Genomic DNA, 19997 nt, shown 5'->3' on the forward strand with positions numbered 1-19997 from the left:
ATTATTGTTTCCAACAATCAACCAGCCAAACACCATTTTCTCCATCAAATGCACTCAAAAGGTAATGAGAGGCACTATCTGCTGCTTTTTGTAAATGATCGAACATAAGAGCCGGTGTGATAAATCCACTATCACCATAAAGACGATTTAAAAAATAGCAATTAAGATTAACAGGTAATGCTGTGAATGCGGTTTCAAGCATAGAAATATATTTATAAGTCAGTAACGCAGTTATATAAATTGAACCCGTCTGTTTATTAATACAACGGTGCCAATTTTTAACTAATTGCTTTATTGCTTTTTTTCTATTTTGACTCATAGAAAAATAATGATTGATAGAAATCGAAATATCTGAACACTGTTTTTTATTGATAATGATGCAGGCGACTCTTTCAATACTATTTATATTTTCCAATGTATTAGGCTTGAAAAAAAGGGTTATCGGTTGTCTTTCTATTTCACTAAAAGATAAAATTGGTACAGCCCGAAAACCACCACAAATAAATATATTATCAAGTAAATCACTATTAATGAGTTTTTGTGCTAATAATAGTGCCGACATCATACCATTACGTTCACCTCTTATTTTGCAAGAGAAATTTTTTATACTGTATTTTTTTACGATATTTCTAGGAATAATATTAAGAGTAAACACATCCCTTAAACTATCTATCTGTTCGAAAGCCGTTAGCTCTCCCCATGCATCAATATAAATCAGTCCATTTCGCTCTTTTTTTAAGAGGAATTGTGATTTTGTATCTAATTGACCAACAGCATGATCGACCACATGCTCTATTGCAGATAGGTAAGGACGACAATTTGTTTTTCTTATTCCTTCACGTAGATACATATCATGATTGACCCCATAGCGTTGGAAACTCCAACTTTTTCCTGCGCTTTTTTTACCCGCTAAACGTAACATATGAGATTCCCATACGTTATACCATGAAGGAATAAAAGGGATCAGTGGCTCCTGTGGCTCAAAAAAAGCATAAGCGGCTAAATTAATAGCACCAGTGGGTAATAATCGCCTCATCCTTGCTCTCCATTTGCGATTAATAACATGGCAATAATAGAGCCATCCATACCTAAGCCGATTTTTAAAATAGGTTTAGCGCTATAGTTCACACACTCTTGATTAGTGAGGAAATTAACCTCCATTCCATCATCTATTGGATAATGTGTAGTTGAGGGGATCAATCGATTATTTTTTAATGAATCAGCTATAATCATTAAATCAATAATACCAGAGCAATTAGAAATATAACCTATCTGCCCTTTATAGCTAATAATAGGAATGGGTTGTTTAAATATGTTAGTAATAGCTACCGTCTCAGCTTTATCACTAATAATCGAACCATTACCATGAATAAAAATAGCACCAATATCACTTGGTAAATAATGACTAAGATCGAGAAGCTGAGAAATCACTTTTGATATCGTATAAAAGTTAAATAATGTGCCTCCCATTGTCCGTTCAGCATTACTTTGCATAAAAACGGAATGATAGATATAAGCAGGTGCAAGATATTGTCTCGAGTTTATCTGTTGTTGGCTTTCTAAAATCATCACGGCATAACCATCTGATAAGGTGACCCCATCACTGTATTTACTCAAAGGTTGAGCGTGCGCTTCAACTAACATGCCTTGGCTATCCATAAAGGCTATATCTTGTAAAAGTAAGCTATTCCACGACAATACTATTACAATATCCGCCATATCTTGGCTTATTTCATTATGTCCTATATGCACAGCCATTAACGCAGAATTACTGGCACAATAGATAGGAATAGGTGGGAAATCTAACTGATATTCAGCCCACAATTTATTCGCTAATTCATCCTGTGCAAAAGAGGCTGCATGGAGTGATTTTATCTGTGGAGAATATTGAACATCTTCGGCATCGTTTTTATCATAAAACCCTTGGTAATCCATAAAATCAGCTCTAGGCCCATGACCTGCAAGATACATTATGGTACGTGAAGCGCGAAGCTTTTCTAGGGTGATATTAGCCCGTTTTAAACTGTTATGAATTAATCGCGTTAATATCTCAAAATGATCATTGGGAATATTTTGATAGGGGATCACCGCCGGATTATGATTAAATTTAAAATATTCTACAAAATAATCATCAGAGAAGTATTTCTCTGTTTTAATTGTTCTTTTTAATAAGAGTTGTTCAGAAAGTTGTTCAAAATTTACTATTGAAGGTAAATTAAGTTCCCATCCACTTATCGCAACATTTTTCATAACGGTTTCCTGATGATAATTGCATAGTGGTTACATCCTTCTGATGAACCAAGAACTAAAGCAGTTTCTATCTGCTTATTAATCGGTTGGGTAACAAAATGAATATCATCAGCTATAAAACTTTTTGTATAAGGAATAGGTATTATCGTGTTGCTTTGCATCATATGAATCACTAAAGAGATCGCCAATATCCCAGCGCATGATTCAACTAAACCAAAAAAGGCATTGTAATTAACTACTGGTACATGATTTGCCGCTTGATAAAATAGTTGCCGAATCGCACGGATTTCAACTTCATCATTCTCTTTATTACCATCACTGGTACCACAGATAATATCAATATCTTGGCAACTGAGTTGCGCCTCAGATAATGCTTGTTGGATAGCCTTACATAAGGCGGCCACTCTATCAGTAATATTTTCGTCTACTAAAAAAGTATTATCATTCGCTTTACCGTAGCCAATAATTTCAGCATAAATTTTAGCGCCTCGTTGCTTGGCATACTCTTTATCTTCAAGAAATAACATCCCTGCCCCTTCTCCGGGGATATAGCCGGCACTTGCATTAGAATAAACCTGATAATCTGTCGCATTCTTGGTCAGATTAACTTTCTTACTCATCGCTTGAAAATAGAGTGAAATAGAACTGAAGTGCTCATCTGCCCCTCCGACAATTACCTGAGGTTGTAGATCTTGCCTGATAATTTCATAACCATAAGTTAACGCTCCTAATGCAGCATTAACCCCTGTTGCCAATGTCGTGGTATAACCTTTTATTCCCTCTGTGATGGCACAAAATGTCGGTACTGCATTCATTAAAGTACCAGGAAATTCTGATGTTCTTACTTTTTGCGGATCAGGAATTAAACTTTGTAAATAACGATTAACGGTACTTTGTGGCCCTTTTGACATTCCAACAATAAAACCTAAGTTATCACCATCACGTTTAATTTTGCGTCCAGCATTAGCAAGTGCTTCATTTAAAGCGAATAAAGCATAAGTCCCGCTAGGAATAGCTTTTCTTGGATCATAATAACGTAATGTTTTTTTCGGATTAACGTCAGTGATAGCATGATAACAGGCGTTATTTTTTAAGCGATGATCAATGTCGAGATCAAAATAAGGATGTCCTAACGATTGCTCAAAATCATTATCTTTTATGACAACAGACATCAAGTTGTCGATATCTTTCTGCACATCACTCGCAAATACGATAGGTTTTAATGTACCTGTTTTATCTCCTGCCGAAATCGCTGTTATTATCTCCATTACATTATTGCCAATAGATGTAATCGCCCCCACTCCGGTAATAACCACTTTTTTAGCTTTATATTCCGTCGGTGTTTTATCTGTAATATAAGGGCTTGCGATAATAGAGCAGTTATTTCCTCCAAAAGCATAATTATTCTTCATAAAAAATTTTACTTTTTTATCTTGAAAGAAATTCGGTACATAATTTAAATCACAGCTATGCCTTGGCTGAGTGAAATTTAATGTAGGGGGAAGTTTGTCTTCTGCTAAACAAATAAAACACGCGATGATTTCAACAATACCCGCAGCACCAATATTATGACCAACATAAGATTTTGTTGAACTTAATGGGATATGATAAATATTAGGAAACACTTTTTTCATCGACATGGTTTCAATGCGATCATTTGCTTCAGTACCTGTACCATGCACATTTATATAATCAATATCATTAGGAGTAATACCCGCATTATCCAGTGCTTTATACATAACTTGCACTGCACCATTTCCTCGAGGATCAGGGCTAGTTTCATGGTAAGCATCACAAGATGTCGCGTAAGAGACAATTTCACCATATATTGTCGCACCACGTTCAACCGCATGTTGATAATCTTCTAATACTAACGCTCCTGCACCTTCACCAATAGACATACCAGGAGTACCTGAAAATGGGGAAGTTGGTGTTGTTTTCATCACATTAAGGGCATAAAAACCCGCAAAGGTAGGAAGATAAATGGGTTCTGTTCCGACCGCTAGCACAACAGGATTTTTGCCATTTTGGATATAATCATACCCCATACCTATCGCGTTAGGGCTTGCGGTACAGGCCGTCGCCACTAATTCAAGACCACCACGTAAGCCAAGTAGACTTGATACACTCGAACAGCATGATGAAAATCCACCGGATAAAATGGCTTTTTTTATCGAAAAATCATCAATATGTTGTTCAAATAATGGCAGAAAGGCTTCCGTTCCTGCTGAAGAGACGCCCACGATCATCGCGGTATTATCTAAAATAGACTGATTATCTATTAAGTTTGCTTGTTGTAATGCCTCATTGCAGACTCGATATGCCCATAATGCCGCATTATCTAGTGATCGAGCGATATGCTGCGGTATATCTGAATAATCTAATGCCATCTCAATCTCAGATGCATTGGCATTTTTAAACCATTTTAAATAGCGTTGGCTTGGCTTAATATTACATTGTCTATTAAAAAGAACCTGTTTAAATTGAGGCACATCTTTAGCTAAAGATGATAAAACCCCCATTCCGGTTATTACAACCCGACGGCGTCTACTATTCATGTTAATTCCTATATAATATTTATTATTTTTAATAAATATTTTTGCTATAAATTTAATCTTTCATTATTGATGTCTTTCAAGATAACTATCTTCGGTTGGATTAATTATTAAACTTGAATTATTAACAAAGGGAATACTCGTTGTGATAAAATCAATATCACCATAAGCCGTTTTTATTTTATAGTCATCAATATCAACGTAAGCAAATTCTCGTTTTAATAATATTCTAGCAATATGTTCTTTTAATATAAAAGAGTATCCCACTTGAATAACTACGCCTATTTGTTCATTTTGGTAATAGATTGCATCGCCTTGTAAAATTGCAGCATTCTGAGGCATATTAATTATTCTTGCGCCCACTATTTTCTGATCTACCCCATTATCGGCACGTTGTTTTATTGCATCTTGACCAATAAATGCATCTTTATCGTAACTAATCGCCCATTGCATCTGTAACTCAATAGGACAGCGACTAAAAGGATTAATCACTTGAGGCTCCCAACAAGGATTTTCTAGTCGTATATTTTTTAAATCATCAACCCCACCAATCTTTAAATCAAATTTCTCAGATAAAGTGCATAAATGTCGCCAAATAGACATTAACTTCTCTTCATCTCCCATAATGTGATAACAATATTCACCGTGTTTACCAACACGCATAGTAATGACATCTTCATCAACATACATAAACTCATGAAAAGGTAATCCAATAATATCCATACCGACGATTTCAGATAAAATTTCCCAAGCATAGGGGCCTTCCAGACAGATCATACGCCAATCTGGAGTAAGAGAAGCGATAGCATCAATTTGGTAGCATTCACCCCGTTCATCTTGCTTATCTAATACTTTTTTTATCTGCTGGCATATGGCATCACTATTCATCCACTCTGAGATTAAAAAATAGTGTTCATTATCACATAGTACATAGGCATCACTTATTATTTTCCCTTCTTTATCTAGCAACAATGTATAAAGTAGTTGTTCATCACGAATAGATGAAATGTCTGCAGAAATAAGATAATTGAGTAACCGCCAAGCATCTTCACCAGAAATTTTAACCATGCCATAATGAGAAAAGTCTGTCATTAATATGCTATTTCTTACCGAGAAATAAGCCTCATGTTCATTAGTATAACGTTTGGGAAGTGTCACTCCATTATATTCACCGAATAATACATTCGCTTTATTTTCCATTTCAAAGTATTTCATAACATCTCCAATAAATAAAAATGATATAACTTAATTATTATTACTCTCATTTTTTTCTTGTTTTTCTCGCTGTTTATTTAAAATAAAGGTTGTTAGGCTATTTATTGTTCTCATATAAGAAGGATCATCACCTTCTGTTACTTGAATATTAAATTCATCATTAAGAAAGACAATAATCTCTGTGGCATCAACAGAATCTAATTTTAAACCACTACCAAATAACGGAGTATCATCATCTATTTGATTAATACTCTTATTTAAATTGAGTCGTTCAATAAGCCCTTCTTTGACTCGCTTTAACATTTTTTTTCTTTGTTCAATTTTTTCATTTAACTTATCGTCATTTTCCATACTATTAATATCCTAATTTTTATTTTGTTCAGAATGATTATATTCTCTGAAATTAACTATGGTGCCATTAGCAATAATTTTCTTTCCCACTCTTGCCTCAACAGAATAGTGTTTAAAATTGCTTTTATCAGAAAATAATAGAATGCTTGTTATCTCTATGGTATCTCCTGGGTAAGCAGCATTTTTATACCTTAAATTTTGTGAGGCCAATACACCGGAAACTTTTCTTCGATGCTGAATTAAAATTCGTTCTGATCTCGGCTCATTAAGGGCTTTGGCTATTTCTTTAAATGTAGTTAATTCAATATTGTGTTCTATTTTATAAATTGAACAAAAGTCATCAATAAAAGATAAATACTCACTCGTTTGACCAAAGATTTCCGCCACCATAACCCCTGGCATAACAGGGTCGGTTGGAAAATGTCCTAATAAATAGGGATCATTAAAGGTGACATGTTTAATCGTTTTGATAATAGGTTTTTCACTAGGGACAAAATCGACAATCCTATCAACCATAATGGTCGGTTGTCGCCATGCGCCTAATTTTAAAAATAGTGTAGGAGGCAATAACGATTGATTATAGAGACTCATAAGGGTTACCTCTCATCGCATCACCATCCCACCATCAACGATTAATGTTTGCCCAACAATATAGCTGGATGCCTCGGAGCTTAAAAATACAATGGTATTGGCAACTTCAGCACTTGCTCCCAATCGTTGTAATGGAATAACCGATTTAATATGACGTACGACTTGGCGTGACACTTTTTTGACCATGTCAGATTCAATCATACCCGGTGCCACCGCATTGACTCGAATTCCTTTACCTGCCAACTCTGCAGCCAACGTATGAGTAAAACCTATAATTCCAGCCTTAGCGGCGCTATAGTTACTTTGCCCAATACTTGGAACAATCCCTGCAATAGAAGCAACATTAATAATGGTCGCTTTTTCTGCCGATCTTAATAAAAGCAATAACTGTTTAGTAAATTGACAAGTCCCTAATAAATTGGTTTTAATAACATATTCAAATTCACTTATATTTATAGCAGAAAATAATTCATCTTTAATTACACCTGCGTTATTGATTAATATATGAATAGCATTAGCATATGCCTTTAGTTTATCTAAAAAATCATGAATTGATTTATCATTATTGATATCACATTGTAATATATATAAGTGCTGACAATATTCACTCTCTTTTTTTAACTTATCTAAGTTATTTCTATTTTGGTGATATAATGCATAAACATGACACTGCTGTTCAAGGTATTTCTGGCAAATTGCAATACCTATATCACCATTAGCTCCTGTAACAATCACATTCTTATTCTTTAGATCAGAATATATAAACATAATAAAACACCTATAAAAGCATCAATTAAAAATTGCAACAGCGACAGCATAATGATCACAATGAGAAATACTTAATAATGATTGGGTTATTTTTTTCTGCTTTAATAAATTAGAAAAATGGCCTGTAAAAAAATAACAAGGTGCGCCATATTCATCATGCCTTATTTCAATATCATGAAATAAAATTCCCAAACGAAATCCTGTACCTATTGCTTTTACAGCGGCTTCTTTAGCAGCCCAAAACCCTGCAACACGATGATAATTTTCATGAATTCTACCGATACTGTTTCTTTCATATTCAGTTAATAATCGCTGAGTTAACGGTTCACCACTTCTACATATTGCAATAGCCACCTTTTTTATTTCTATAATATCAGTTCCTATTCCCATATTATTTCATACTCAAGATGGTGTATCCTTTGATCTATGAGCGACAAAATATCGCTCATAGATAGGCTAAAATGTTATTTATTTAACGGCCCGACAACTTTACCTTTATTAGTAAAAGTGCCTTTATTATCGATAGTAATACTTTCTCTACCAACAATAATACCTGATTTTTCATTAGTAATATTCTCACCAGAAATAGTCGTGTCTTTTATTGAATTAAGAATACCGCGATTAATAATATTTCCTGTCACACCTAATTCGAAACTATTTTTACCTGACATAATACTATTGCTGGCATTGGTATATTTACCATTTATATTTACACGTAAATGTTCTACACCAGAAATGACGCCATTGTTTTCAAAATCACGATTAACCGTCACTTCAGTATCACCACTCGACGCAATAACACCTTTTAAGGTATTACTTTCAACCGAACCTGTACTGTTATTTTTCAGTGTATCGGTTTGTAGTGTTAATTTATCCTGGCCAAACAATGTGCCTTGTGAATTGGTAAAGGTGCTTGTCACTACAGAGGCATTTTTATGTGATGCAATAGTACCACTGGTATTATCAACAGAGGTGAATTTAAGCTCCATATCCCCATTTTCTGTTACAATACGTCCTTTATTACTCACTAATTTATTACCGCTTAATTTCATTTCGCCTTTACTAATTAATCCCCCTTTCTGATCAGGTTGCCCCAGATAAAAGCCCATTTCTGTTTTGAAATCTAAACTGCTGTTATTCGTCAGTTCTGGTGTATCAATCTCTAATTTCTGTTCAGTGATCACAAATCCTGATGTGTTATTAAATTTATCTGTTTTAAAATAAATAGCGTCTCCTTTAATAACACCTTTATTATTATTTATATAAGGCGCACTGATGGTGACACTATCGCCTTCTAAGTAAAAAACACCAAAGTTATTATCTAATGTCTGGGAGAAAGTCACATTAGCACCGGTTTTAGATGCTAAGCCACCATAGAGGTTTTTGATCTTATCACTACTAAATGTCAAGTACCCCCCTGATTTTATATGTCCCCATTTATTGGTAATGTCGCCTTTATTAGTGAAGTTCATATCGCCATCGGTGGCAATAATCCCTTGGTCATTATTCAGTCCAGCAATATTAACTGTCATACCATCCAGACCACTAAGAATACCTAATGAATCATCGCTAGCAGTATCTGCAGTCATGCCGGTATTTTTCAGCGCCTTACCATTAGTATCAATTTCAACACGAGTAACTGAGCGTAGGCGGCTATGGGTATTATTCATTGCGCCACTATTAATACTAATATCCCCTGACGCATCAATATAAGCATCAATATTCTTGAAGTCTTTTAGGTTAGTATTAATATCAATGACACTTTTAGAATTGATTTGACCCTCTTTATTATTAAATAAGCCACTATTAATTTTAATACCATTAGTAGCAGAAATACCGACGCCTTCACCGACCGTTGCAGTATTCGTTATTGGTTTACCGTTTGTCTGAATATCTAATTTATCTTTACTTGCAATATAGGAGGCATTGTTTTTAAATTCACCACTATTGATAGTTACATTTCCATCAGCAGAAATATTACCACCAGAGATATTATCAACTTTTGCTTCTTTTGTTTCTATTGAGATAGTTTTAGTACTTTGTATTTCACCAGTACTATTTGTAACACCTTTATCGAAAGCAAAATAGATATCCCCCTCAGATAAGAAGTTACCTTTATTATTATCAAGTGCACCGCTATGAATAAGCTCGATCCCCCCCCCCAGCAGTTTCAACATTACCATTATTTTTCAGTGGTGAGTTAGCTTCAGTACCTATAAATTTTAGCGATGAGCTTCTCACTCCTGCATTCTTGACTATCTGCAAACTATATTTACTAGCAACGCCTGTTGGCTTTTGTGCAACCACCGTATTATCTTGTGCTTTAACTTCATTAGCGCCAGTTATCACATTCACATTAATACCAGATGCATCAAGAGGCGTTTCAATAGAAACATTGCGGGCAATTAAATCAATCTGTTGCGCACTTTTATCAAAAGTGGCATTACCTTTAACAGTAATATTCCCTTTTTCCACTTTATAACTATCAACGGTATCATTTTGTGTATTCACTTTCCCAGTAGTCAACACAACACGGTCAGCACTAAGAAAGTTACAGCTACTACAAATAATTCCAGCAGGATTAGATAAAATAACCCGTGCTTTTGTTCCGGCCACCTCAACAGGGCCATTTAACGTAATGGCTTTTTTAGCATTAACCTCAAGAGTAATCTCTTTTGCCGCACCGCTAGATAAATTACTATTACCGTCAATATGCCCCGATAATTGAGTATCAGCACCATCAGGACTATTATTTAATATTAATCCTGCTTCAGAAACATCAAAACTGGTTAATGAATTACTGGAATAGCCATTAATCGCTGCGGCAATATTAAGAATATCAACACTACTATTTTTTTGCTGTTGTTGCACAACAATATGAGCAGACGGATCAGCCTGTACTACAGTCGCCATATTTAACGTTGATAATACAGAGAAAACTAATAAATTAATTTTAAAAGAAACAATTTTTTTCCTATTCATTATAATTACCTTATATTAAGCAAAAAAGTTACTTAAATAATAAAATCTCTCTTTATTTAAAAGATCTATTAAGCACTAACAGGTGACAAATAAAATATAAAACAAAAAATCGATTGAAATTTACTGGTGAATTAACTTTAGAGAAATATATTTATTTGGCAATAGGAAAGCATATTCATAATTAATTAGATCCAGAACTAAATAAAATGAAAACAATATAAATAATTACTCTAATAAAAATAATACCAATAGAGATGTCATTTTATTTCTAATAACAAGACTTATTACTATAGGTATTAATGCTTAATTAAAACCTATACCTCCTTTATCTCTATAACACTTTTTCGTGATATGTTCGTCTTAAAACGCAATCGATTACTTTTTAGGTGCAGTTTCTAATTTATTTGTGTAGGATAAAGCGAAAAACATTTTTTTTGGGATCTTTTGTCTATGAGCATGTCATCACCAAATTCTGCTCCGCAGAGTTTGCTCCAACGCCTGTTTAAACTTCAGGAACACGGCACCACGGTTCGCACAGAACTGATCGCCGGTGTCACCACTTTTTTAACCATGGTTTACATTATCTTTGTTAACCCACAAATTCTTGCTGCAGCCCATATGGATATTAAAGCAGTGTTTGTTACTACCTGCTTAATTGCCGCGTTCGGTAGTATTTTAATGGGACTGGTGGCTAATCTACCCATCGCCGTCGCACCCGCGATGGGTCTAAATGCCTTTTTTGCCTTTGTCGTAGTAGGAGCGATGGGGTATTCATGGCAAGTGGCCATGGGCGCTATTTTTTGGGGCGCAGTAGGTCTCTTTTTGCTTACTCTCTTTCGTATACGCTATTGGATAATAGCGCATATTCCGCTTAGTTTGCGTGTTGGGATCACCAGCGGTATCGGTCTGTTTATTGCCATGATGGGCCTAAAAAACTCTGGGATCATTATTCCTAACAACGACACCATTGTGACTATCGGTAATTTTGCCTCCCACAATGTGTTATTAGGTGCACTAGGCTTTTTTATTATCGCCATCCTTGCGGCTCGTAATATTCATGCGGCAATTCTCATATCGATTATTATCACTACGGTGATTGGCCTGTTATTAGGGGATGTTCAATATCAAGGTATCTTTGATATCCCCCCTTCTATTGCTCCCGTTGTAGGGCAGGTTGATATTGTTGGCGCATTAGATATTGGCTTGTCTGGGGTTATCTTTGCTTTTATGTTGGTTAACTTATTTGACTCATCCGGTACATTAATTGGTGTCACCGATAAGGCGGGTTTAACAGACGATAAAGGTAAATTCCCACGAATGAAACAAGCGCTCTATGTAGATAGTTTAAGTTCTGTCGCAGGCTCCGCCATGGGGACATCATCTGTTACCGCATTTATTGAAAGTACCTCGGGTGTTTCTGTTGGTGGTCGTACCGGATTAACTGCAGTTGTGGTCGGTATTCTTTTCTTACTCGCCATTTTCTTATCACCACTGGCTGGCATGGTGCCAAGCTACGCTACCGCAGGGGCATTAATTTACGTCGGGGTGCTGATGACCTCCAGCTTAACGCGCGTAAAATGGGATGATTTAACTGAATCCGTACCAGCGTTTATTACCGCCGTGATGATGCCATTTAGCTTTTCTATCACCGAAGGTATCGCCCTTGGCTTTATCGCCTATTGTGTGATGAAAGTAGGTACTCTACGCTGGAAAGAAATTAATCTCTGTGTGGTGATCGTTTCACTGTTATTTATTCTAAAAATATTATTAATTGATACTCACGTCATTGATTTAAATAATTTATTTTAATATTTAATAAATTAATTTATTGATAATAAAAAAAGCACCAATAATATTCATTACTGGTGCTTTTTATTATCTTAAATTACTTAATATAAGTTGGTAGCAACAAACCAAAAATAGCGGAATCAGACACTTCATCACCAACAATCCAGCGTTGCTTTAAATAGCCTTCTTGCTCAAAACCAAGCTTGGTTAATAATGCCCTAGAGGCTTGGTTATCGGGATGTATATCCGCTTCTAAACGGCGTATTGATAGATGTGTTCTTAAATAATCAATAAAAGCAATCATTGCCTCATACATCAACCCTTTTCCTTGAAAGGCGTTATCAAGACAATAACCAATTTCACCACGGCAAGAATGGAGATGATGATTGAAGAATACACACATGCCAATAAGTTTATCTGTTGCTTTATCAATAATGGCTAAACGCAGATATTCCTTACGCTCCATATGCGTAATATCCTGAATAATATCTTCCTTCGCTTGTTGTATATTTTGCCAAGGAAGATGGCTCCAATAACGAGTAACCTCAGGAGAGCTCATAATCTGGAACCACTCTTGAGCATCCTTCATGGCAAAAGAGCGTAATAATAATCGCTCTGTTTCAATACGAATATCAGCATAACGCATTTTACAACTTCTCTGATTGCTGTTTAGGCGAGACAAAAGCGATACATACCGGCTCCGCCAGTGCATCGGGCTCAGAGCGAAACATGACCTCTTGAGTATCTGCTATTTTTAAACTCGGCCAATATTGTAATCCCGCATCGAAATGGGCTTTATCACAGTAATACCCCACAGGGCCAATCAATAAGACACCTTTGTCCTCTAATTGCGCCAACGTAATATGACGGTTATAAATATTAGGGGGCTGAACATCTTTCTCGACAATCCAGGGTTGGGCTGATAGCGGTCTATCTTTGCCATAAAAAGTGACCCACTCATGCATATACTCACCCCCTACATAAGATAAAGGCTGATGATAATGCTGATGCCAAGCATTCTCGACATCTTGTACAAAGGTTTTAACACCAATAAACTTTTGACCCGCATTACGCACATTAGCAGCTTGTACTACCGTATAACCAGATACCACTAACATACCAAAAACCGCTAAACCATATAACACACCACGTAATGAGCGCTTAGGTATGACACTAATTGAGCCGACAAAAAGAGCGGTAGCCACTGACATAAAAGGTTGTAACCACTCAGTGATACGTCCCCCTTCATGGAAACTAAACCAAATAAAAATAATCGCTAATGGGAATAGCAAAATAAAATTCAATAATTGACTATCTTGAGAAGTACGCCAACTAACTCGCCCACCATAAAGACGTACAATTCCCCACATTAGTAGCACTGGATAGAAAACCGTTAAAGCGGCACGTAACGTACGTAAATTAAAACGTGCTTCTATTTGTGAGTCGACCCATTTAAAGGCGGCAAAGTCGTTTTGCCACAACCAAATAAAATTAGGTATGACAAACGCCAACCAGATAGCTATCGCAAAGTAAAAATAAGGGGAGCGATAGCTTTGACGAACTTTAGGTACTAATACGCTTAATAAGAATACCGCACCAATCAGGGCTAATGAGGAGTATTTCCCCATAGTAGCCACCCCCATCACTACAGCGAATCCACACCAATATTTGGGGTTGTCATTGATCGCGCATAAAAAGAAATAGAGCGCCCAAGGCCAGCAACCCACTAAAATATAATTATCGTTATAAGGAATGATATCGAAATTAATAATTCCTGATAAATTTAAACCTAACATGGCAAACCAAGCTAGGTGATAATTTTTGGTTAACTTATAGGCTAAGTTCCAAACACCTAATAAGCCGATGGCTATCATCACAAAGTGGATAAAATACCAATAAAAGCTAAAATCAATACCACCATAAATGGCTGGCCACATAATAAAACCAACAAACCAAGGGTTTTTAGGTGAGCCCCAACCGCCATTAGTACCCCAGTTAACCGCTTCTACGGCATCATAAGGTACGGTGGGATCAAATAAATAGCTGACGATAATCCATAAAACCGCATAACCAATTATCCACCAATAAACTGGTTTGCGTAATCGAGCAAATGATAATGTCATAATAAACAGAATGTTAAGTTAATTAGTTTAAATTTATAGTTAATTGCTATCACAATACAGTAAAGTATAGTAAACCGAGCGCTACATTGTACGTGAGTAAATATTAAATTGTCTTAAATTCGTGCTTTTATCGCAAAATAGTTTCTGATAGATTGCGCAACCAATAAGATCACAAATCGAGTTACCATTATGAATATGATTAAAAGAAAACCCGCAGCTAAAACGCGTAAAAAAACACGTGAAGAGCTAAATGCAGAAGGACGTGAACGTAAGCGCCAGAAAAAGCATCGTGGCAATCCTGCTGGTAACCGTCAGCAGGAAGCGATGAAAAAAGAGCAAGCGCAAACCAATGAACAGAAAGATCCACGTATTGGTAGTAAAAAACCAATTCCACTCATCGTGGATAATCAGGCGCCTAAAGTAGATAAGAAAAAATCCGCGCCAACAAAAATGGAGCCTATGCGCTTATCGTTAGAAGAAGAGTTAGCACTCTTAGAGAATGATACTCGTTTAGATGAATTACTCTCTCGTCTGGAAGAAGGGGGTAAACTCAATCCTGAAGAGCAAGCTTATACTGAAAAAACCCTTGATCGCATCGATGCGTTAATGGCGGAATTAGGCATTGAGTTTGAAGAAGATGACGATGAAGAAAAAACAGAAGATATTATGCAGTTATTAAAAGGTAAGTAATTTATCGTTACCCTATCTTAATCTGACAGATACCAAATATATATTGGTATCTGTTCATTTCCTTTCTCTCTATTTTAAATAGTCATAATTAGAAATTATGATTTTTTATTTAAATTTATTTTTTAAATAAAAGCTCAGACAACTCTATCTATTTCTTATTAAATAACCCTGATATTCTATTTTTCTTCTTTTAATATACGAGTAATAATAAGTATGGATAATAAACAACACTATTTAGATATCGCCGCAGGGCAAGGAAAAAAAGAGCCCTCTCGTATAGTGGCATTCCCTGCACAGCCACTAAACTATGCATTGATAGAACAACGCCTAGAGGAACAGACCGAATACACAGATGGTGAGATAAGCTATCTTAGTGATGATCTTGATGAAGGTTTTTTCTATCATTGCCAACATGGCGATGATGAGCTCCATTTTTTTATCTGCCTGCTACTACGATCAGAAGATTATCAAATACGTCCTATGTATGCGACAGATGAGATGACTCCTGAGCTATTAGCCCATGCCAATGCCACCACTCAAGACATCTTATTAGAAACGATGTTCTCTGACACCCTACATCCTTTAGCGAGTTATCGCCATCAGCTCAATCTACTGAACATAATTGCGCCAGAAATGATCCTCGCACTGGATGAATCTGCCGCAGGTAAAGGATTAACTCCCGAATGGATACGTTTTCAATTGGAGACACCCGATCTCTATCCTGAAGTAGAAAGTTTGTATGTTATTCATGCAGTTTACGATACAGAAAATGATCCACCAACCATGTTCTGGTTTCATACCCATGGCTTGCAACGTTGTGGCTTAACTGAAGTTGATTTAGTGATCCCAAGCATGTTGGAATCTTACTACGGTATTCCTGATCTTTTCCGTTGCTTCGTCAATAACAGTATTAACAACCGCCAAATTGAATTTGGCGAGCCGATGCTTTGTGGACAAACTTCGTCAGGATTAGAATATTTAGTCGCGCTACCCTTTGAAGAAGGTATACGTCACGTTAATCAGTCCACACCTTTAGATAGTCTTAGACCATTAGAAGAGATGCGTTATAACACTCAAGGGGCACCACATGGCGTATTTCTGGGCGATATGGCTGATAGAGACGAATATCATCAGCACCCATCATCGATGTTATTTAGAACTAATGAAGAAAACCCTATTTTAGAAACTTTCTTTAAAGGTTATGAAGAACAACAAGCCATGATGCTACTACGCAGTAACGAAGAAACCTACGAAATGGCAGAAAAGGCCAAAAGGCGTTGGCAATATTTTCTCTCCATGTTTGATAACTACCATCAGCCCCCCGTAGAGAAAAAAACCGGTTTCTTGGCAAAATTATTAGGTAGTAAAGAGAGCAATGAAGAAACTGAGAGCCCATGGCAATTTATGATTAAGTTTGGTATTCCTTATGGTGATAAGGAAAAAAAAGAGCTTGAGCACATGTGGTTTATCCCTCAGTCTCGAGAAGGTGACCGAATTTATGCTAAGTTACTTAACGTACCATTCTATGTACAAGAAATGGAAGAAGGTGGCATTTATCCCATTGATATTGCGTTCATCACTGATTGGGTTATCTCTTATAAAGGTTATAGTTATACCCCTAATACGATTTATCAACTTTTTAGCCACCAGCAGACTCACTAATCCCACTAATTAAGTAGCACTATTCTCTGCAACGGGATCTGTCAGTATGACCTTGATGATAGATCCCGTTAATAGCATTCACTGATTGTTACACTAATGATGCGCAATTATCTCTAACTGTTACAGTTTGTTTTTTGATGAATAACAGTACAGCCTTCACTGCATTTATCTGATAGCTTTTCGACCATTATTATAAATTAAATTGATGTACATCAAGAGAACACATAGCCATTGTGGGCTAAATTATACTCAATAAAGATGGTTATAATTCTCATTTGCATTAAATATTTACCTAATCACCCTATTTTTCTTGTGCGTTTTCTTTTTAAATGCGTTAATAATTATCAGTATCATTATTTTTTGTATCAATATAATTAGTGGAAGGACGTTTTATGTCTCTCATTCCAAATCATAGCTACAAGATCCTCAGCTATTCCCCGCAAATTAGCCCTGCCTATCGGCAGAAGCTATTATCATTAGGGATGCTGCCAGGCGCTATTTTCAATGTGATCCGTATCGCACCTTTAGGTGATCCTATCCAAATTGAAACTCATCGGGTCTCTTTAATTTTGCGTAAAAAAGATCTCGCTTTGATAAATCTTAGCGAAATCGCTCATAACGAAAAATAACAGCTTATTTATCAACTACTCAGGCAATACAACTACTGGCATCACTATTATGACTCCTCTTACTATTGGTCTTATCGGTAATCCTAATGCGGGTAAAACAACGCTTTTTAATCAGTTAACAGGCTCTCGTCAACGTGTCGGTAACTGGGCAGGTGTTACTGTTGAACGTAAGGTAGGTCGCTTTACAACCAAAAATCATAAAATTGAATTAGTTGACTTACCGGGCACTTATTCTTTAACAACAATTTCAGAACAGACCTCTCTTGATGAGCAAATTGCTTGTCACTTCATCTTAAGTAATGAAGCGGATATGTTGATTAACGTTGTAGATGCTTCCAATCTTGAACGTAATCTTTATCTCACATTACAACTGCTTGAACTCGGTATTCCCTGTATCGTGGCACTGAATATGCTTGATATTGCTGAACACCAAAATATGCAAATTGATATTCAAGCACTTTCTGAACAACTCGGTTGTCCGGTGATCCCTATGGTATCAACCAAGGCATCAGGGATTGATAAACTGAAAGACACTATTGATAGCTTTCCTGCCACCAAAAGAAAACCCGAAGAGTTACTAACTTCTTATCCAACATGGTTATTAAACGAAGTTGAATCTTTAGCTGAAAAAATTAATCACGATGAATTCAATTTACAGCAACGCCGTTGGATGGCATTACAATGTTTAGAAGGGGATATCTATACTCATCAACGTGCTGAAATTACCTCACAAGAGATAAAAGCCATTCGTCAGCGCATTCAAACTGAGCATAGTAATGAGCCAGAATTAGTGATTGCCGATGCACGTTATCAAAACATTGAGCGTATTTGCCATGCAGTCATTAATATGGAGTCCATTAAGCCCAATCAGCTCACACAAAATATCGATAAAGTGATATTAAATCGCTGGTTAGGTGTTCCTATCTTCTTGTTTGTCATGTATTTAATGTTTGTGCTTGCCATCAATATTGGTGGAGCATTGCAGCCTGCTTTTGAAGGTGGCTCTGAAGCTATCTTTATACATGGGATCCAATGGCTAGGTGCAACATTCCATTTCCCTGAATGGTTAACTATTTTCCTTGCTCAAGGTGTTGGTGGTGGTATTAATACTGTACTCCCTCTGGTACCACAAATCGGCATGATGTATCTCTTTTTATCTATCCTTGAAGACTCTGGCTATATGGCACGTGCTGCTTTCGTGATGGATAGATTAATGCAAGCGCTAGGATTGCCCGGTAAATCCTTTGTACCGCTGATTGTTGGATTTGGTTGTAACGTCCCATCCATTATGGGGGCACGTACTCTAGACGCCCCAAGAGAGCGATTAATTACTATCTTAATGGCTCCCTTTATGTCTTGTGGTGCACGTTTAGCCATATTTGCTGTTTTTGCTGCCGCATTCTTTGGTAAAAATGGCGCCAGCGTGGTTTTTTCACTTTATTTATTAGGGATCCTTGTTGCTATTTTGACGGGTTTACTACTCAAACATACCATTATGCGAGGTGAAGCTTCTCCTTTTGTCATGGAGTTGCCGGTTTATCACGTTCCCCATATCAAAACCTTATTAATACAAACTTGGCAACGTTTAAAAGGCTTTGTTATCCGCGCGGGTAAAGTGATTATCATCGCCAGTATGTTTATTGGTGCATTAAATAGCTTCACTTTTTCCGGTAAAGCGGCTGATAGTATTAATGATTCTGCCCTCGCTTCCGTCAGTAAAGTAATCACTCCGTTATTGCAACCTATTGGTGTGCATAACGATAACTGGCAAGCTACCGTTGGTTTAGTCACTGGGGCAATGGCAAAAGAAGTGGTTGTAGGAACATTAAATACACTGTACACCGCAGAAAGTATTGTTAATGAACCTTTCGTTCCTGAAGAGTTTGATCTATGGGGCGAAATTGGTGACGCCTTTGCTGAAACTTGGGATAGCTTAAAAGAAACCTTTACATTCGCCGCACTTTCCAATCCTATTGAGGCAAGTAAAGGTGATGGTGAAATGGATACGGGGACTATGGGTACCATGGGCAGCAAATTTGGTAGTGCAATAGCGGCCTATAGCTACTTAATTTTCGTTCTACTATATGTGCCTTGTGTCTCTGTAATGGGGGCTATTGCTCGTGAAACCAGTCGTGGTTGGATGACATTCTCTATTCTTTGGGGATTAAATATTGCTTACTCACTTGCCGCTTTATTCTACCAAACAGCGACATTTAGCGAACATCCACAAAGTAGTACCATCACCATTGCTGCTGTATTGATATTTAACTTAATTGTCTTTGTACTATTACGTAAATCTCGTCATCGTCTCAGTTTTAATTTAAGTAACAAACGCTCATTAGCGAAACAGTGCTGTGGTAAACAAGGTAGCTGTCACTAAGTCACAAAAGGAA

General features: G+C 36.5%; 17 protein-coding genes. 5 read left to right on the top strand and 12 right to left on the bottom strand.

Translation table 11 applies throughout. The annotated features are described in order from the left end of the window. Position 1: 1 nt before the first annotated feature. The 10 genes from AACV01_RS17075 to AACV01_RS17120 form a co-directional block, all read right to left on the bottom strand. Positions 2 to 1036, bottom strand: a complete 1035-nt coding sequence (locus tag AACV01_RS17075) for an ATP-binding protein (protein WP_161682221.1) — start codon at positions 1034 to 1036, stop codon at positions 2 to 4. After that, on the bottom strand, positions 1033 to 2250 hold the full coding sequence (locus AACV01_RS17080; RefSeq protein WP_004246776.1) for a beta-ketoacyl synthase N-terminal-like domain-containing protein: 1218 nt from the start codon (positions 2248 to 2250) through the stop codon (positions 1033 to 1035). The genes AACV01_RS17075 and AACV01_RS17080 overlap by 4 nt, the downstream gene beginning before the upstream one ends. Further along, positions 2247 to 4808, bottom strand: coding sequence for a beta-ketoacyl-[acyl-carrier-protein] synthase family protein (locus tag AACV01_RS17085; protein ID WP_017628638.1), 2562 nt, complete (start codon positions 4806 to 4808; stop codon positions 2247 to 2249). The genes AACV01_RS17080 and AACV01_RS17085 overlap by 4 nt, the downstream gene beginning before the upstream one ends. Before the next feature lie 63 nt (positions 4809 to 4871). Beyond that, on the bottom strand, positions 4872 to 6020 hold the full coding sequence (locus AACV01_RS17090; protein WP_161682223.1) for an aminomethyl transferase family protein: 1149 nt from the start codon (positions 6018 to 6020) through the stop codon (positions 4872 to 4874). Between the two features lie 30 nt (positions 6021 to 6050). Beyond that, positions 6051 to 6371: an acyl carrier protein gene (locus AACV01_RS17095; RefSeq protein ID WP_004246773.1), complete on the bottom strand. Its 321-nt coding sequence runs from the start codon at positions 6369 to 6371 to the stop codon at positions 6051 to 6053. Positions 6372 to 6383: 12 nt separating this feature from the next. After that, positions 6384 to 6962, bottom strand: a complete 579-nt coding sequence (locus tag AACV01_RS17100) for a 3-hydroxyacyl-ACP dehydratase FabZ family protein (RefSeq protein WP_012368547.1) — start codon at positions 6960 to 6962, stop codon at positions 6384 to 6386. A gap of 12 nt (positions 6963 to 6974) precedes the next feature. Then, the gene (locus tag AACV01_RS17105; RefSeq protein WP_041701383.1) at positions 6975 to 7730 is read right to left on the bottom strand and encodes an SDR family oxidoreductase; all 756 of its coding nucleotides are present in this window, start codon (positions 7728 to 7730) and stop codon (positions 6975 to 6977) included. A gap of 21 nt (positions 7731 to 7751) precedes the next feature. Further along, positions 7752 to 8120, bottom strand: coding sequence for a holo-ACP synthase (gene acpS / locus AACV01_RS17110; RefSeq protein WP_004246770.1), 369 nt, complete (start codon positions 8118 to 8120; stop codon positions 7752 to 7754). A 74-nt stretch (positions 8121 to 8194) separates the two neighbouring features. After that, on the bottom strand, positions 8195 to 9907 hold the full coding sequence (locus tag AACV01_RS17115; protein WP_237584973.1) for a hypothetical protein: 1713 nt from the start codon (positions 9905 to 9907) through the stop codon (positions 8195 to 8197). Further along, positions 9867 to 10712, bottom strand: a complete 846-nt coding sequence (locus AACV01_RS17120) for a two-partner secretion domain-containing protein (RefSeq protein WP_237584974.1) — start codon at positions 10710 to 10712, stop codon at positions 9867 to 9869. The genes AACV01_RS17115 and AACV01_RS17120 overlap by 41 nt, the downstream gene beginning before the upstream one ends. 450 nt (positions 10713 to 11162) lie before the next feature. Between AACV01_RS17120 and AACV01_RS17125 the strand changes: the two genes are divergently transcribed. Beyond that, entirely contained in the window at positions 11163 to 12521 is a 1359-nt protein-coding gene (locus AACV01_RS17125; protein ID WP_004249062.1) for an NCS2 family permease, read from the top strand. Between the two features lie 76 nt (positions 12522 to 12597). On the opposite strand, the gene AACV01_RS17130 is transcribed toward AACV01_RS17125, so the two are convergent. Then, positions 12598 to 13146, bottom strand: a complete 549-nt coding sequence (locus AACV01_RS17130) for a GNAT family N-acetyltransferase (protein WP_004246767.1) — start codon at positions 13144 to 13146, stop codon at positions 12598 to 12600. 1 nt (position 13147) lies between these two features. Next, positions 13148 to 14623: a glycosyltransferase family 39 protein gene (locus tag AACV01_RS17135; protein ID WP_004246766.1), complete on the bottom strand. Its 1476-nt coding sequence runs from the start codon at positions 14621 to 14623 to the stop codon at positions 13148 to 13150. 189 nt (positions 14624 to 14812) lie between these two features. Between AACV01_RS17135 and yihI the strand changes: the two genes are divergently transcribed. The 4 genes from yihI to feoB all read left to right on the top strand — a co-directional run bounded on the left by yihI (position 14813) and on the right by feoB (position 19984). Beyond that, positions 14813 to 15313 (top strand): Der GTPase-activating protein YihI, encoded by a 501-nt coding sequence (gene yihI, locus AACV01_RS17140; protein ID WP_004249060.1) that lies wholly within the window; start codon positions 14813 to 14815, stop codon positions 15311 to 15313. Between the two features lie 213 nt (positions 15314 to 15526). Continuing rightward, positions 15527 to 16975: a DUF4026 domain-containing protein gene (locus tag AACV01_RS17145; RefSeq protein WP_161682224.1), complete on the top strand. Its 1449-nt coding sequence runs from the start codon at positions 15527 to 15529 to the stop codon at positions 16973 to 16975. 392 nt (positions 16976 to 17367) lie between these two features. Then, a complete protein-coding gene (feoA, locus tag AACV01_RS17150; protein WP_004246763.1) occupies positions 17368 to 17604 on the top strand; it encodes a ferrous iron transporter A in 237 nt (78 codons plus the stop codon). A 49-nt stretch (positions 17605 to 17653) separates the two neighbouring features. Beyond that, on the top strand, positions 17654 to 19984 hold the full coding sequence (gene feoB, locus AACV01_RS17155) for a Fe(2+) transporter permease subunit FeoB (protein WP_161682226.1): 2331 nt from the start codon (positions 17654 to 17656) through the stop codon (positions 19982 to 19984). Positions 19985 to 19997 lie beyond the last annotated feature (13 nt).

The organism is Proteus sp. G2609 (genome assembly GCF_963896135.1).
Taxonomy (GTDB): domain Bacteria; phylum Pseudomonadota; class Gammaproteobacteria; order Enterobacterales; family Enterobacteriaceae; genus Proteus; species Proteus mirabilis.

Excerpts from the sequence above, each read along its gene's own strand:
- AACV01_RS17075 (WP_161682221.1), bottom strand. The coding sequence starts at position 1,036 with ATGAGGCGATTATTACCCACTGGTGCTATTAATTTAGCCGCTTATGCT.
- AACV01_RS17080 (WP_004246776.1), bottom strand. The coding sequence starts at position 2,250 with ATGAAAAATGTTGCGATAAGTGGATGGGAACTTAATTTACCTTCAATA.
- AACV01_RS17085 (WP_017628638.1), bottom strand. The coding sequence starts at position 4,808 with ATGAATAGTAGACGCCGTCGGGTTGTAATAACCGGAATGGGGGTTTTA.
- AACV01_RS17090 (WP_161682223.1), bottom strand. The coding sequence starts at position 6,020 with ATGAAATACTTTGAAATGGAAAATAAAGCGAATGTATTATTCGGTGAA.
- AACV01_RS17095 (WP_004246773.1), bottom strand. The coding sequence starts at position 6,371 with ATGGAAAATGACGATAAGTTAAATGAAAAAATTGAACAAAGAAAAAAA.
- AACV01_RS17100 (WP_012368547.1), bottom strand. The coding sequence starts at position 6,962 with ATGAGTCTCTATAATCAATCGTTATTGCCTCCTACACTATTTTTAAAA.
- AACV01_RS17105 (WP_041701383.1), bottom strand. The coding sequence starts at position 7,730 with ATGTTTATATATTCTGATCTAAAGAATAAGAATGTGATTGTTACAGGA.
- acpS (WP_004246770.1), bottom strand. The coding sequence starts at position 8,120 with ATGGGAATAGGAACTGATATTATAGAAATAAAAAAGGTGGCTATTGCA.
- AACV01_RS17115 (WP_237584973.1), bottom strand. The coding sequence starts at position 9,907 with ATGTTGAAACTGCTGGGGGGGGGGATCGAGCTTATTCATAGCGGTGCA.
- AACV01_RS17120 (WP_237584974.1), bottom strand. The coding sequence starts at position 10,712 with ATGAATAGGAAAAAAATTGTTTCTTTTAAAATTAATTTATTAGTTTTC.
- AACV01_RS17125 (WP_004249062.1), top strand. The coding sequence starts at position 11,163 with ATGAGCATGTCATCACCAAATTCTGCTCCGCAGAGTTTGCTCCAACGC.
- AACV01_RS17130 (WP_004246767.1), bottom strand. The coding sequence starts at position 13,146 with ATGCGTTATGCTGATATTCGTATTGAAACAGAGCGATTATTATTACGC.
- AACV01_RS17135 (WP_004246766.1), bottom strand. The coding sequence starts at position 14,623 with ATGACATTATCATTTGCTCGATTACGCAAACCAGTTTATTGGTGGATA.
- yihI (WP_004249060.1), top strand. The coding sequence starts at position 14,813 with ATGAATATGATTAAAAGAAAACCCGCAGCTAAAACGCGTAAAAAAACA.
- AACV01_RS17145 (WP_161682224.1), top strand. The coding sequence starts at position 15,527 with ATGGATAATAAACAACACTATTTAGATATCGCCGCAGGGCAAGGAAAA.
- feoA (WP_004246763.1), top strand. The coding sequence starts at position 17,368 with ATGTCTCTCATTCCAAATCATAGCTACAAGATCCTCAGCTATTCCCCG.
- feoB (WP_161682226.1), top strand. The coding sequence starts at position 17,654 with ATGACTCCTCTTACTATTGGTCTTATCGGTAATCCTAATGCGGGTAAA.